The 13,108-nt window shown below is 65.1% G+C and carries 13 protein-coding genes; 6 read left to right on the forward strand and 7 right to left on the reverse strand.

What is annotated here, in order from left to right; translation table 11 throughout:
* The first annotated feature begins 71 nt into the window (after window positions 1-71).
* The 3 genes from BRAS3843_RS20190 to BRAS3843_RS20200 all read left to right on the forward strand — a co-directional run bounded on the left by BRAS3843_RS20190 (window position 72) and on the right by BRAS3843_RS20200 (window position 4,620).
* Window positions 72-1,298, forward strand: coding sequence for an ABC transporter substrate-binding protein (locus tag BRAS3843_RS20190; protein ID WP_008970868.1), 1,227 nt, complete (start codon window positions 72-74; stop codon window positions 1,296-1,298).
* A 351-nt stretch (window positions 1,299-1,649) separates the two neighbouring features.
* A complete protein-coding gene (locus BRAS3843_RS20195) occupies window positions 1,650-3,272 on the forward strand; it encodes an alkaline phosphatase family protein (RefSeq protein WP_244425414.1) in 1,623 nt (540 codons plus the stop codon).
* 16 nt (window positions 3,273-3,288) lie between these two features.
* Window positions 3,289-4,620 (forward strand): cytochrome c peroxidase, encoded by a 1,332-nt coding sequence (locus BRAS3843_RS20200; protein WP_008970870.1) that lies wholly within the window; start codon window positions 3,289-3,291, stop codon window positions 4,618-4,620.
* Window positions 4,621-4,665: 45 nt separating this feature from the next.
* Here the strand turns inward: BRAS3843_RS20200 and der are convergent, their stop codons facing one another.
* The 6 genes from der to BRAS3843_RS20230 all read right to left on the reverse strand — a co-directional run bounded on the left by der (window position 4,666) and on the right by BRAS3843_RS20230 (window position 9,921).
* Window positions 4,666-6,033, reverse strand: a complete 1,368-nt coding sequence (der, locus tag BRAS3843_RS20205; protein WP_035982296.1) for a ribosome biogenesis GTPase Der — start codon at window positions 6,031-6,033, stop codon at window positions 4,666-4,668.
* A gap of 95 nt (window positions 6,034-6,128) precedes the next feature.
* Window positions 6,129-6,671 carry a hypothetical protein gene (locus BRAS3843_RS20210; protein ID WP_008970872.1) on the reverse strand — a complete coding sequence of 181 codons (543 nt, stop codon included), beginning with the start codon at window positions 6,669-6,671 and terminating at the stop codon, window positions 6,129-6,131.
* Between the two features lie 42 nt (window positions 6,672-6,713).
* Window positions 6,714-7,367, reverse strand: coding sequence for a tetratricopeptide repeat protein (locus BRAS3843_RS20215; protein ID WP_008970873.1), 654 nt, complete (start codon window positions 7,365-7,367; stop codon window positions 6,714-6,716).
* Window positions 7,368-7,678: 311 nt separating this feature from the next.
* Complete coding sequence (gene panB, locus BRAS3843_RS20220; protein ID WP_008970874.1) at window positions 7,679-8,503, reverse strand: 3-methyl-2-oxobutanoate hydroxymethyltransferase; 825 nt, start codon at window positions 8,501-8,503, stop codon at window positions 7,679-7,681.
* A 2-nt stretch (window positions 8,504-8,505) separates the two neighbouring features.
* Entirely contained in the window at window positions 8,506-9,090 is a 585-nt protein-coding gene (locus BRAS3843_RS20225; protein WP_008970875.1) for an NnrU family protein, read from the reverse strand.
* A gap of 234 nt (window positions 9,091-9,324) precedes the next feature.
* Window positions 9,325-9,921, reverse strand: coding sequence for a hypothetical protein (locus tag BRAS3843_RS20230; RefSeq protein ID WP_008970876.1), 597 nt, complete (start codon window positions 9,919-9,921; stop codon window positions 9,325-9,327).
* Between the two features lie 171 nt (window positions 9,922-10,092).
* Between BRAS3843_RS20230 and BRAS3843_RS20235 the strand changes: the two genes are divergently transcribed.
* The 3 genes from BRAS3843_RS20235 (at window position 10,093) to BRAS3843_RS20245 (ending at window position 12,156) form a co-directional block, all read left to right on the forward strand.
* Window positions 10,093-10,827 carry an aspartate/glutamate racemase family protein gene (locus BRAS3843_RS20235; RefSeq protein WP_008970877.1) on the forward strand — a complete coding sequence of 245 codons (735 nt, stop codon included), beginning with the start codon at window positions 10,093-10,095 and terminating at the stop codon, window positions 10,825-10,827.
* An 85-nt stretch (window positions 10,828-10,912) separates the two neighbouring features.
* The gene (locus tag BRAS3843_RS20240; protein ID WP_008970878.1) at window positions 10,913-11,782 is read left to right on the forward strand and encodes a S1C family serine protease; all 870 of its coding nucleotides are present in this window, start codon (window positions 10,913-10,915) and stop codon (window positions 11,780-11,782) included.
* Window positions 11,779-12,156: a helix-turn-helix transcriptional regulator gene (locus BRAS3843_RS20245; RefSeq protein WP_008970879.1), complete on the forward strand. Its 378-nt coding sequence runs from the start codon at window positions 11,779-11,781 to the stop codon at window positions 12,154-12,156. Before BRAS3843_RS20240 ends, BRAS3843_RS20245 begins: the two co-directional genes overlap by 4 nt.
* A gap of 313 nt (window positions 12,157-12,469) precedes the next feature.
* On the opposite strand, the gene BRAS3843_RS20250 is transcribed toward BRAS3843_RS20245, so the two are convergent.
* Entirely contained in the window at window positions 12,470-13,003 is a 534-nt protein-coding gene (locus tag BRAS3843_RS20250; RefSeq protein ID WP_008970880.1) for a GDSL-type esterase/lipase family protein, read from the reverse strand.
* Between the last annotated feature and the right edge of the window lie 105 nt (window positions 13,004-13,108).

A 13,108-nucleotide genomic window follows, 5' to 3' on the forward strand; every position in this document is an offset into this window, starting at 1 on the left:
GATATCCAACTGGAACCAGCCAAAGCCCCGCTCAAGAGGGCCGCGCTGGACACATCACCAGGGAGGATATCATGACGACGACCCATGCGCGGCGGCTTGCGATGCTGCTCGCAGCCACCACGCTCAGCCTTGCCGGCCATGCTTTCGCCGACGACAAGATCGTCAAGATCGGCGTGCTCAACGACATGTCGAGCCTTTATGCCGATATCGGCGGTCCCAATTCGGTGGCCGCGATCAACATGGCGGTCGAGGATTCCGGGCTCAAGGCCAAGGGCTGGAGCATCGAAGTCCTCAGCGGCGACCACCAGAACAAGCCCGATGTCGGCGTCAACATCGCCCGGCAATGGATCGACAATCAGAAGGTCGACGTGATCGCGGACACGCCGAACTCTGGCGTCGCGCTCGCCGTCTCCAATCTCGTCAAAGAGAAGAACGCGGTGCTGCTCAACTCCGGTGCCGCGACCGCCGACCTCACCGGCAAGGCCTGCAACGCCAATACGATCTCCTACACCTACGATACCTATATGCTGGCCAACGGAACCGGCAAGGCGCTGACCAAGGCCGGCGGCGACACCTGGTTCTTCCTGACCGCGGACTACGCGTTCGGCGCGGCGCTGGAGCGCGACACCACGGCCGTCGTCACGGCCAATGGCGGCAAGGTGCTCGGCAGCGTCAAGCATCCGATCAATTCCTCCGACTTCTCCTCCTTCCTCCTGCAGGCGCAATCGTCGAAGGCCAAGGTCGTCGGACTGGCCAATGCCGGCGGCGACACCACCAATGCGATCAAGCAGGCTTCCGAGTTCGGCATCGTTGCCGGCGGCCAGAAGCTCGCGGCCCTGCTGCTGTTCGTCACCGACGTGCATGCGCTGGGGCTGAAGGTCGCGCAGGGCCTCACTTTCACCGAGTCGTTCTATTGGGACCTCAATGATCAGACGCGCGCCTGGTCCAAGCGCTTCATGGAGGCCTCGCCCAAGCACACGATGCCGTCGATGACCGTCGCCGGCAACTACGCCGCTGTGCTGCATTACCTGAAGGCGCTCGAGGCACTCGGGGGCAATCCGCATGACGGTGCCAAGGTCGTCGCCAAGATGAAGGAGCTTCCGACCGACGATCCCTTGTTCGGCAAAGGCCCGCTGCGCGCCGACGGCCGCCGCCTGATCCCAGCCTATCTGTTCGAGGTCAAGAAGCCCGAGGAATCGAAATATCCGTGGGATTATTACAAGCTGGTCGCGACGATTGCGCCCGAGGATGCCGCCAAGCCCCTCGAGGCGAGCGACTGCCCGCTTGTGAAGAAATGAAGGCGTATCATTTCTGTATGTTTCGCTCACATTGAGTTGGAAACTCTTGAAGCTGCGACAACACGCTTGCGAGGTTCGCATGCTAGCGAACCTCGCCGTTCCTTTTCCCTGGAACCACGCATCCGCCGCGCCATCGATGAGCGCAGCACGACGGAGAAGCGCGGGCGATCAAGAGATAGTTACTGACTGATCCGCGACACACGCGAGCCCTCACGAGAACGACACATCGCTGTCACTGACCGCGACTAAACGCCGCAACGCGACAGCATACGTTTTTTCGGGGCAATTCGAATGAAAATCAGGCTTCTTTCCACGGTTGCAGCCTCCGCGCTCGCCGTGACGATGGCGTATATGACTCCGGTCTCCGCGGATCAGGACGACCATGATCGTCAGCAGGCGCAGCATGGCGACACGGCGACCCCAATCAAGCATCTCGTGATCATCTTCAACGAAAATCGCTCGTTCGACCACTACTTTGCGACCTATCCGAACGCCGGCAATCCGGCAGGAGAAATTCCCTTCAAGGCGAAGCCGCATACGCCTGAGGTCAATAACCTCGCCAGCGCCAATCTCCTGGTGAACAACCCGAACGCGACCAACACCGCCAACGGCACCGGCGCGACGGACCCGTTCCGTCTCGACCGTACCCAGGCCAACACCCGCTCGCAGAACCACGCCTACACGCCTGAGCAGCAGGCCTATGACAACGGCAAGGCCGACCTGTTCCCGAAATTCACCGGTCGCGGCACGGCCGGCGGTGTCGGCGCGTTCGGCACCAACGGCCAAGTGATGGGCTATTTCGACGGCAACACCGTCACGGCGTTCTGGAACTACGCGCAGAACTTTGCCATGAACGACAACGCCTATACCGACACCTATGGGCCGTCGACGCCTGGTGCGATCAACGTGATCTCCGGTCAGACCAACGGCGCACAGAACATCGTCGGCTCGTCGTCTTCGATCGCGGACGGCCAAGGCGGCCTGAGCCTGATCGGCGACACCGATCCGGCCTATGATTCGTGCTCGAGCACGACGAGCACGGTCCTGATGACCGGTAAGAACATCGGCGACATGCTCAATGACGCGAAGATCACCTGGGGCAGCTTCATGGGCGGCTTCGACCTCGCGCTGAGCAATGCCAATGGCACGACCGGCTGCGCACGCAGCACCTATGCGAGCAACGTGGCCAGCACCGTCACCGACTACGTCCCCCACCACGCCTGGTTCCAGTACTACAGGTCGACCGCCAACCCGACCCATGCGCGGCCGAGCTCGATGGCGGCAATCGGCCACACCTATAAGGCCGACGGCAAGACCGCCGATCCCGCCAACCACGCCTACGACCTCGACGACTTCTATGCAGCGGTCTCGGCCGGCAACTTTCCCGCCGTGTCCTACATCAAGATGCCGGCCTATCAGGACGGTCATCCCGGCAACTCCGATCCGCTCGACGAGCAGACCGGCAACGTCGATCTGATCAACTTCCTGCAGCAACGTCCGGACTGGAAGGACACCGCTGTCATCGTCACCTATGACGACTCCGACGGCTGGTACGACCACGCCTATGCGACGCCGACCAATGCCTCCTACGACTCCAGCGCCGACCAGGTCAACGGGCCCGGCCTGTGCGGCACCGGTCCGGCGACCCAGCCCCAGCCCAAGGGCCTCAACGGCAAGCCCGTGAACGGCCGCTGCGGTCCGGGCACCCGCGTTCCGTTCATCGTGATCTCGCCCTACGCCAAGCAGAACTACGTCAGCCACACCCGGATCTCGCAGGCGTCCGTGGTGCGCTTCATCGAGGACAACTGGTTGCACGGCCAGCGTCTCGGCGGAGGCTCGTTCGACGCCAGCGCCGGATCGATCATGGACCTGTTCGACTTCGACCGCGATCACGACGACGAGGCGAACAAGCTCTTCCTCGATCCGACCGCGGGCACCGTCATCGTGAGCGCACCCGAAGGTCACCATCACTAAGCGACCGAGCGGAGATATGAACGGTCGCATCTTTCAGCTCATCGGCGCCGGCCTGCTCTGCATGGCCGGCGCTGTCTTTGCGGATGAGAAGCAAGGAGAGGCCGGAGCCAATCCGAACCCGATCCACCTGATGCGTCCGCGCCCTGCCCCGCTCTCTGCCATGGCGCAGCTCGGTCGGCAGATCTTCCATGACGCCTCGCTATCCTCGTCGGGCAAGCTGTCATGCGCGTCCTGTCACAGTCCGAACCACGCCTATGGGCCGCCGAACCACGGTCCGGTCATGCTCGGCGGCTCAACCCTGTCTCAACAGGGCGCGCGCGCTGTTCCTTCACTGACTTATCTCGAGCGTCAGCCGAATTTCAGCATTGGGCCCGACAAGGGTGACGACGAGACCATCGTCGACCTGGCGCAGATGGCGGCGACCGCGAAGCAGGCGCCACGCGCCAAGAAAATCGCGACGCAGACCGCGGCTTCAGCGGCGAACATCGTGCCGCAAGGCGGCCTGTTCTGGGACGGCCGCGCCGACACGCTGCAGGATCAGGCGCTGTTTCCGCTGCTGGACCGGCGTGAGATGGACGGCGGCAGTATTGAAACCGTGGCCGGCAAGCTCCGCCAGGCTTTCTATGCCAACAGCTTCGTCAGCCTGTTCGGGGCCAACATCTTCAGCAATCCACGTCTGCTGGTCTCCGAGGCGATGTTCGCCGTGGCACGCTACCAGCTCGAAGAGCCGAGTTTCCATCCCTACAGCAGCAAGTTCGATTACTGGTTGGAAGGCAAGGCACAGCTGAGCCCGAGCGAGTTGCGCGGCCTGCAATTGTTCAACGATCCGGACAAGGCCAATTGCGCCGGTTGCCATCCGTCGAGCCCTACTCGCGACGGCCTGCCTCCGCTGTTCACCGACCATCAGTACGAAGCGCTCGGTGCCCCGCGCAATGCTGCGCTGGCCGACAACCATGACCCCAACTATTTTGATCTCGGCGCCTGCGGTCCGCAACGCACCGACATCGCCGACCAGACGCAGTATTGCGGCATGTTCAAGACGCCGACCTTGCGCAACGCGGCGACCCGACGCGCGTTCTTCCACAACGGCGTGTTCCACAGCCTGCAGCAGGTGCTCGATTTCTATAACTTCCGCGACACAAGTCCGGAGAAGATCTATCCGCGCAGCGCGGACGGCACCGTGCAGAAATACGATGACCTGCCCGCCAAGTATCACGCCAATGTCGATGTCAGCGATCCGCCATTCGATCGCAAGCTGGGCGAGACTCCTGCGATGACGGAAGAGGACGAAGCCGACATCATCGCGTTCCTGAACACATTGACCGACGGCTACCAGCCGAAGCCTTGAGCTGTGTTCGACACCGAGGCGCGGGCAAGCTCCGCCAACTTGTGCCTATGACGGACGCTTGCGCTTGTGCGCGAATGGATTGGCCTTCTCGCGCAGGGTGATGCGCACCGGCGTGCCCGGCAGCTCGAAAATCTCCCGCAGCGAGTTGGTGAGATAGCGCAGATAGGATTGCGGGATGGCGTCCGCACGCGAGCAGAACAGCACGAAGCTCGGCGGCCGCGCCTTGGTCTGGGTGATGTAGTTCAGCTTCAGCCGCCGGCCCGAGACGGCCGGGGGCGGATTGGCGGCAATCGCCTGCTCGAACCAGCGATTGAGCGCCGAGGTCGGCACGCGCTTGTTCCAGACAGCATAGGCCTTGACGATGGCTTCCATCAGCCGGTCGATGCCTTCGCCCATCAGGCCCGACACGGCCACGATCGGCACGCCGGAAACCTGCGGCAGCCAATGATCGGCATCGCTGCGCAAGGCGGAGATCTGACCGGGCTTGCCGTCCATCAGGTCCCATTTGTTGACCGCGATCACCAGCGCGCGGCCCTCGCGCTCGATCAGGTCGGCGATGCGCAGATCCTGCTCCTCGAAGCGGTTCTGCGCATCCATCATCAGGACGACGACCTCGGCGAAGCGCACCGCGCGCAGCGCATCCGCCACCGACAGCTTCTCCAGCTTCTCCTCGATGCGCGAGCGGCGCCGCAGCCCCGCGGTGTCGAAGATGCGGAAGCCACGGCCCTTCCAGTCGATCTCGACCGCGATGGAATCGCGGGTGGTGCCGGCCTCCGGGCTGGTGAGCAGCCGCTCCTCGCCGAGCAGATGATTGATCAGCGTCGATTTGCCGGCATTGGGACGGCCGACGATGGCGACGCGGATCGGCCGTCCCGCGCGCTCCTCGTCGGTCTCCTCGCGCTCGTCCTCGTCGTCAGGCTCGGTCGGCACCAGCTCGCTCACGGCGTCATAGAGCTCGCCCATGCCCTCGCCATGCTCGGCCGAGATCTGAATCGGATCACCGAGGCCGAGCGCATACGACTCCATCGCGCCGAGCTCGCCATGCTTGCCCTCGCTCTTGTTGGCGAGCAGCAGCACCGGCTTGTTGGCGCGGCGGGCGAAATCGGCGAAGGCGCGATCAGTCGGGGTCAGGCCGACGCGGGCGTCGATGACGAAGAACAGCGCGTCCGCCAGCTTGATCGCGGTCTCCGTCTGCTCCTGCATGCGCGCCGTCAGCGAGCCCTTGACGCCTTCGTCCAGGCCCGCGGTATCGATCACCGTGAAGGCGAGATCGCCGAGATGCGCCTCGCCCTCGCGGCGATCACGCGTGACGCCGGGCAGGTCGTCGACCAGCGCCAGCTTCTGCCCAACCAGGCGATTGAACAGGGTCGACTTGCCGACATTGGGCCGGCCGATAATGGCGATCGTGAACATGGTGATCCAATGCGCGTCCAGCGCGTCCAGGCGCAAGCTCTAGCGCATTCGGCCGGAAAACCGAAACAGCGGGCAGGAAAGCTTCGCGAATTGAATTAACGGCCGAAGGAGCCGCTCGGCATCGGCGCCGGGAAACCTGCGCCGGACGTGCTGGACTGCTGCGGCTGAGTGGTCGTGGTGTCGTCCGGCGGCGGCGCGGTGGTGCGGCGGCGGGCGATCTTCTTCGGCTTGGGCGCGGGAGGAACGGCCGCGGCGCCCTCCTCGACCGCGGCGGCCTCGCCGTCCTGCGGCGGCTGCTCGGCGGCCGGCGCCGCAGCGGCCTGCTTGCCCTTCTTGCCCTTCTTTCCCTTGGGCTCCTCGGCGGGCGGAGGCACGGGCTGGGCTGCGGCCGCCGCCTGGGCCGCCGCATCGTCCTGCTGCTGAGCGCCCTTGTAGAGATCCTTGGGGACGCCCTGTTCGAGCCCGGGCACGCCCTCCGGAAACACCGGCTTGCGGTCACCCGGCAGCTTCTTCTTGGTGTCGAGGAAGTCGAGCAGATCGCTCGGATCGAAACTGCTCAAGCCGCCGGCGCAGCCGCCGAGAAGCCCCGACAGCGCGATCAGGACCGTAGCAGCAATCAGGCGTTGGTGGCGGCGCATGGTCGGTCCCCCCGTCAAACGTGAAGTCTTGCCGTCAGCGCTTCAGCTTTTCGCCACCGGCGGCAGCAAAGCCTGCAGCGCTTCCGCACGCGAGCGCAGGCCCGGCGGCGTCTCGCCGTCCAGCGCGATCATGTCGAGCCACTGCCGTGCCGCAGCCGCGTCATTGGCGTGCCAGGCGGACAAGGCCAATAGCTCCCGGGCCGCATGGCGGAAGGCGGCGCCGGGCCCGGCTTCGCCCTCCAGGCGCTGCTTGATGTCCTGGTAGCCAGCGGTATCGACGAGCAGGCCAGCGGCGCGCAGGCGCGCCAGGGCCTGCTGTCCGGCGCCAATGCTGCGATCGGCTGCCAGCTCGTCATAGAGCTTCACCGCGGCCTGCTTGTCGCGGGTTGCGACCTCGGCCGCCTGCCGGAACCGGGCCAGCATGCGATAGCCGGCAGGCGCCCTGGCGGCCAGGTCGGCAAAAGCCTTCTCCGCCTCGGCATGCTTGCCCTGGTCGGACAGCTCGACCGCCTTGTTGAAGGCGGAGCCGGCTTCAGCCGCCTTTTGGCCCTCGACATATTGATAGGCACGCCAGCCGCCGACGGCAGCGATGATCAGGAGCGCGACCGCAATGATGAATAACGAATAGCGGTCCCACAGCCGCTTGAGCTGATCGCGGCGGACCTCCTCGTCGACTTCATCAAAGAATTCAGACACTTAACGATATCCCATGATATCTGCTGTGAGCCGCTTCAGGCGCGGTATCAGGTGCCGGCAAGCGCCCGACCCCGATATGCGGCGCGGATAGCGCGCCGATATGGCGGAGGCAAGGCCGGCCTCGCGGAATCAAGAGCTTAATACCGGCCGCTTCGGTCCCGCCGGAACGCGGCTATCATGCCACCACGGCTTCGCGCAACTGCCTTTCTGATGACCCTGCTCCTGGATCGCCCGGCAAGGGCCAAAGGCTCCTCTTCGAGGCTTGGCTTTCTCGTCCTGGTTCTCAACTCCCGGTTCTCAGCTCTTGGTTCTCAGGTCTTGGCCTTCATCTCGTAGACATGTTCGGCGGCCGGAAACGCGCGCGAGCGGACATCCGCCGCATAGGCCGCAACGGCCTCCTCGATTGCGGGTCCCAGGTTGCCATAGCGGCGGACGAATTTCGGCACCTTCGGAGACAATCCGAGCATGTCTTCCAGCACCAGCACCTGGCCGTCGCAGGCGGCGCTGGCGCCGATGCCGATGGTCGGAATGGCGACGGCTTGCGTGATCTTGCGCGCCAGCGGCTCGGCGACGGCCTCGATCACCATCGAGAAGGCGCCGGCTTCCGCGATCGCGCGCGCGTCGTTCTCGATCGGAGCCCAGCTTTCCGCCTCACGCCCCTGTGCGCGGAAGCTGCCGAGCGTGTTGATCGATTGGGGAGTGAGGCCGATGTGCCCCATCACCGGAATGCCGCGCTCGGTCAGAAAGCGCACCGTCTCGGCCATCCGCACGCCGCCCTCGAGCTTGACCGCGCCGCATTGGGTCTCCTTCAGGATTCTCGCAGCCGAATGAAACGCCTGCTCCTTGCCGGCCTCATAGGAGCCGAACGGCATATCCACCACGACCAGTGCCTGACGGGAGCCGCGCATGACCGCGCTCCCCTGCAGGACCATCATGTCGAGCGTGACCGGCACCGTGGTCTCGAACCCGTGCATCACGTTGCCGAGCGAATCCCCGACCAGGATCACGTCGCAATGCCGATCGACCATTGCCGCCGTGTGGGCATGGTAGGAGGTGAGCATGACGATCGGCTCACCGCCCTTTCGGGCACGGATATCAGGAGCCGTCTTGCGCCTGATCGTCGATTGAACGGACATCGTCAGCTCCCCATCACAGGAATGCCAAGCACGACCGGGTGGAAGGCGAAGGCCAGCGCCAGATAGGCGATGACGCCGACCACAATCGCAATCAGGTCGTTGCCGATGCCGCCGACCGGAATCGGCGGAGCGCCGGGGTCAGTACGCCGCTTCAGCGAGATGCGATCATAGACCGCCCAGGCCAGGATGGAACCGAACAGGATGATGCCGCCGAGATCGCCATTGGCAAGCAGATGGCCGAACGCCCACAGCTTCACGCCGGCAAGCATCGGATGCTTCACCGCCGTGTAGATGCGGCCGCGGAGATAGGCCGCGACCACCAGGATGACGGCCGGCAGCATCAGGGCGATGTTGATGTGCTTCAGAAATTTCGGAGGATCCCATACGGCCCGGAACTCGTCGGCGCGATAATGGGCAAAGCCCCAGACAATCAGGGCGAGGCCGGCGAGCGCGACCAGGCTGTAGACGATCTTGTAGGTCCCCTCGCCCATCGATGCGATGGCGCGTGCCCGCGCCTCGCGCCTGCTCGTGAAAACATGCGCTCCAAGAAAGAGCACCAGCCCCACCACCATCAGCAGAAGTCCCACGACACGCTCCCCTTCACACGCTGCGACGGAACCGAGGTATCATTTTGGAGGGCGGGCTCGCAATGCGGCAAGGCGTGGTTCAGCCAAGCCCCGTCATTCCGGGGCGCGCCGTAGGCGCGAACCCGGAATCCCGATGTTGTTACAATGAATCCAAACCGATCTCGGGATTCCCGGTTCGCACGCGTTCCGTGCGCCCCGGAATGACGAAGTGTGGGGTGGCCGCGCGCGTGTGCGCTATTGCTTGTCCGACGTCTTGCCGAGATCGCGATTATCGACATAGCGGATTGCGATCGGGCGACCTGCGAGTGCCCCGCCGAGGCTGGATGTGAACTTCAGCGGCAGGCAGGACTGCAGCGACGTATTGATCGCGTTCAGATAGGTATTGCGCGTGTCGGCGGAGACACCCGAGGTCGCGTAGGTCAGCCGCGGCGAGCCGATCATCCCGCCGTCGCGCTTGAAGCTGAAGCGCACGGTCATCTGCATGCCCTCGCGCGCAGCATCCGAAGCCGGCGGCGTCCAGCAGGATCTGATCGCTGCGAACAGATCGCCGATGGTGTCGAGATCATGGTCGGGCTTTTGGTACTTTGCCGCCTGATCCTTTGGCGGCACGCTCTGCACCGTGACCTGGAGATTCTCCCCATATGGGTAGTCCATCTCCGGAAAGCACGGCCACGGGCCAAACACGCCGCAATAGGACGGCGTGCACGGCCCTTCGTCGAGCACGCTGCAGGGCGTGTGCGCAAACGGCACCGGATTGGTCTGGCGATCGCGCGCCTGCGCGGCCGGGATTGCGGGCAGCAGAAGCAGCAGGATCAGACTGACACGCAGCATGGATGGCACCAAGGAGCTGATAGCAACAAGGTGGGCCCGGCAACCACCCGCACAAGGCCAATCCCGTTCACGTCTGCGCGTTCCCATCAGCGCACGGCGCCTCGCCCCCCTCGACCCTTGCGCCGGAACTTGGTTAGATCGCGGCAGCAGCGACCTCAAAACGGACGACAGATGAACCAGCCGCAACGCCAGACCGTGATCAACGTCATCAATCCCAACATGACGGAGACGATGACCGAGCTGATCGCCAAGGCCGCGCAGGCCAGCGCGAGTCCGGCGACGCGCATCGTTGGCCGCACCGCGCGGTTCGGCGCGGCCTCGATCGAGGGACATTATGACGAGGCGCTGGCAACCATCGGCATGCTGAAGGAGGTTGCCGAGGGCGACAAAGCCGGGGCTGACGCGCATGTGATCGCCTGCTTCGGCGATCCTGGCCTGCTCGCGGCCCGCGAGCTCTCCGCGGCGCCCGTGCTAGGCATCGCCGAGGCCGCCATGCATGCGGCAAGCTTCATCGCGACGCGCTTCAGCATCGTCACCACGTTGTCGCGCACCAAGGTGATTGCCGAGCATCTGGTGCGCAACTATGGCATGGAGCACATCTGCCGCAAGGTGCGCGCCGTCGATGTCGCCGTGCTCGATCTCGACAAGCCGGAGGCAAATGTGCGTGGCGTTCTGCTCGGCGAATGCCGCAATGCGCTAAGCGAGGATGGGATCGGCGCCATCGTGCTGGGCTGCGCCGGAATGGCGGATCTTGCGCAGGATCTGTCAGCCGAGCTGGGCATTCCTGTCATTGACGGTGTCGCCGCCGCGGTGCGCTTTGCCGAGGCGCTGGTCGGGCTGGGCTTGAAGACCTCCAAGCACGGCGATCTCGCTTTTCCGCTGCCGAAGGCGCGGTCGTCGCTCTGAGACCTCGTGAATCGCCTGCCCACCCGGGCAGTTCCGAAACGGCCGTCGACGCTCCACATTGAGTCCAACCATTTTGGAGCGTCCCATGTCCGATCTTTCAGCCCTCGCCTCGCTCTCGTCAGCCCTCACCGCGACTGTCGCGCAGGCCGCACCTGCGGTCGTCTCCGTCCATTCCCACCGCGCGCGCGCGACCGGCTTTCTCTGGAAGCCCGGCCTCATCGTGACTGCCGACGAGGGATTGGCCGACGAAGGCGAGATTGCACTGGTGTTTGCTGATGGCAGCACACGACCGGCCACAGTCGCCGGTCGCGATCATACCACCGACATTGCCCTGCTCCGGTACGACGCCATTGCCGGGGGCGCGACCCGCCTCACTGGCGAGCTCCCGGCGCTGGGATCGCTCGCGGTCGTGGCTGCGGCCGATCACGGCGCGCCGACCGCGGCGCTCGCGATGATCTCGAAATCCACCGGACCCTGGCGCAGCTTGCGCGGCGGGGAGATCGATGCGCGGATCGAGCTCGACACCAGGCTGCGCCACAGCCAGGAAGGCGGCCTGGTGTTGAGCGCCGAGGGCAAGGCGATCGGCATGGCGGTGATGGGTCCACGCCGGACGCTGGTCATCCCGGCGGCCACGATCGAACGCGTCGCGGGCAGGCTCGAGAGTCACGGCCGGATCGCGCGCGGCTATCTCGGTGTCGGCCTGCAGCCGGTGAAGCTCGACGATGGCGTCGGCGCGATGGTGATGAGCATCGACAAGAACGGACCGGCCGCGGCCGCCGGCCTGCGCCAGGGGGACGTCATTACCGCCCTCAACAATCAGACCTTCAGCGGGATGCGCGCGCTGATGCGCGAGCTCGGCCCGGCCAGTGTCGGTGCCGTGGTCGAGGTGGCGGGCTTGCGCGGCGGCGAGCCGATCCGTCTCACCCTGACCATCGGCGAAAGGCCGGCCGCGTGACGGCGGAAACGACAGCGCCGGTCGTGGTCGCGATCGAGCTCGACGATCCCGACCTCGCGGATCGGCTTGCCGCGCTGCTCGGGACTGTCAGTGGCCTCCGCCTGGCGGCGCCAGGCGAGCGCGCGGATGTCGCCGTCGTTGCGACCGAACCCGCCGCGCGCGGCGCGGCGAACGGCTTTCAGCTGACCGCGCGTGAGCGCGACGTGCTGGCCTTGCTCGCCGAAGGCGCCTCCAACAAGGAGATCGCCCGCAGCCTCGGGATTTCCGTGCACACGGCCAAATTCCACGTCGGCTCGCTGTTGGACAAGCTCGACGCCACCGGCCGCACCGACGCGGTGGCGCACGCCGCGCGGCACGGGATCATCAATTTGTAGAGCGGAAGCAGGCGTGACGTCGTAGACAGACGAGAAGGGGGTCGCGACCTAGAACCTCGGAGCAGGTGCCCCCTCTCCCCTTGTGGGAGAGGGTGGCTGCGCGTAGCGCAGCCGGGTGAGGGGTTCTCGCAACAATCATCTACGATCATGAGATCCGGGACGAACCCCTCACCCAAACGAGATCGTGGCGGATAGCGGTGATGCCCTCTCCCACAGGGGGAGAGGACGCATCGACGGGCACTGCCCCTGCGGCAGGACATCTCCACCTGCTGCGGGCACATGCAAAGACTCATCTCGCACGCGCCGACGGCAACTACCTGCGCAGACTGCCCGTCACCCTGGGCAACAGGGCGGCCGCCAACATCCGATAGCCGTCGGGGGTCAGGTGCACGCCATCCATCTGATGCGGCAAGCCGCGAAGCATCCCGTTCTCGACCATCACGACCCTGATGTGGTGCTGCGAGGCCTTGGCCAGAATGGCGCTGACGTTGCCGGCGCGCTGATCGCCGACGCCTTTGCGAAAATCATTCCCGCCGGGTTGCAACAGCAGGACGCGGGTGGATCCGTCAACCGCTCCGTCGAAGCGGGACAACATGCCGGCCGTGGTATCACCGTTGACACCGGCATTGGTCACGCTGACACGAAGACCCTTGGCGTGAAGCATCGCCTCGAGCTGGGCCGGAAAGTCCTCGCCACGATTGACGCCTTTGCCGTAGGTATTGCTGGCCCCGAGCGCCACGACCTCCGCGGCCTGCGCCGCTCCGATCGTTCCGAACGCGAAGCAACACGCAGCGAACAGTGCGGCCGCCTGTCGCCGGACCTGACGGCCAAAAGATCCCGTTGGCATTCTTTCCTCCCCCCGCTCATTGTGAGAGGGAGCGTAGCTTACCGGCGGTCCGACGAAAAGCACGCGGCACGTCGTCATTCCGGGGCGCGCGTAGCGCGAACCCGG

Source organism: Bradyrhizobium sp. STM 3843 (assembly GCF_000239815.1).
Classification (GTDB): Bacteria; Pseudomonadota; Alphaproteobacteria; order Rhizobiales; family Xanthobacteraceae; genus Bradyrhizobium.

Bases quoted from the DNA above. Each gene is read 5' to 3' on its own strand.
- BRAS3843_RS20190 (WP_008970868.1), top strand. From the start codon at position 72: ATGACGACGACCCATGCGCGGCGGCTTGCGATGCTGCTCGCAGCCACC.
- BRAS3843_RS20195 (WP_244425414.1), top strand. From the start codon at position 1,650: ATGACTCCGGTCTCCGCGGATCAGGACGACCATGATCGTCAGCAGGCG.
- BRAS3843_RS20200 (WP_008970870.1), top strand. From the start codon at position 3,289: ATGAACGGTCGCATCTTTCAGCTCATCGGCGCCGGCCTGCTCTGCATG.
- der (WP_035982296.1), bottom strand. From the start codon at position 6,033: ATGTTCACGATCGCCATTATCGGCCGGCCCAATGTCGGCAAGTCGACC.
- BRAS3843_RS20210 (WP_008970872.1), bottom strand. From the start codon at position 6,671: ATGCGCCGCCACCAACGCCTGATTGCTGCTACGGTCCTGATCGCGCTG.
- panB (WP_008970874.1), bottom strand. From the start codon at position 8,503: ATGTCCGTTCAATCGACGATCAGGCGCAAGACGGCTCCTGATATCCGT.
- BRAS3843_RS20230 (WP_008970876.1), bottom strand. From the start codon at position 9,921: ATGCTGCGTGTCAGTCTGATCCTGCTGCTTCTGCTGCCCGCAATCCCG.
- BRAS3843_RS20235 (WP_008970877.1), top strand. From the start codon at position 10,093: ATGAACCAGCCGCAACGCCAGACCGTGATCAACGTCATCAATCCCAAC.
- BRAS3843_RS20240 (WP_008970878.1), top strand. From the start codon at position 10,913: ATGTCCGATCTTTCAGCCCTCGCCTCGCTCTCGTCAGCCCTCACCGCG.
- BRAS3843_RS20250 (WP_008970880.1), bottom strand. From the start codon at position 13,003: ATGCCAACGGGATCTTTTGGCCGTCAGGTCCGGCGACAGGCGGCCGCA.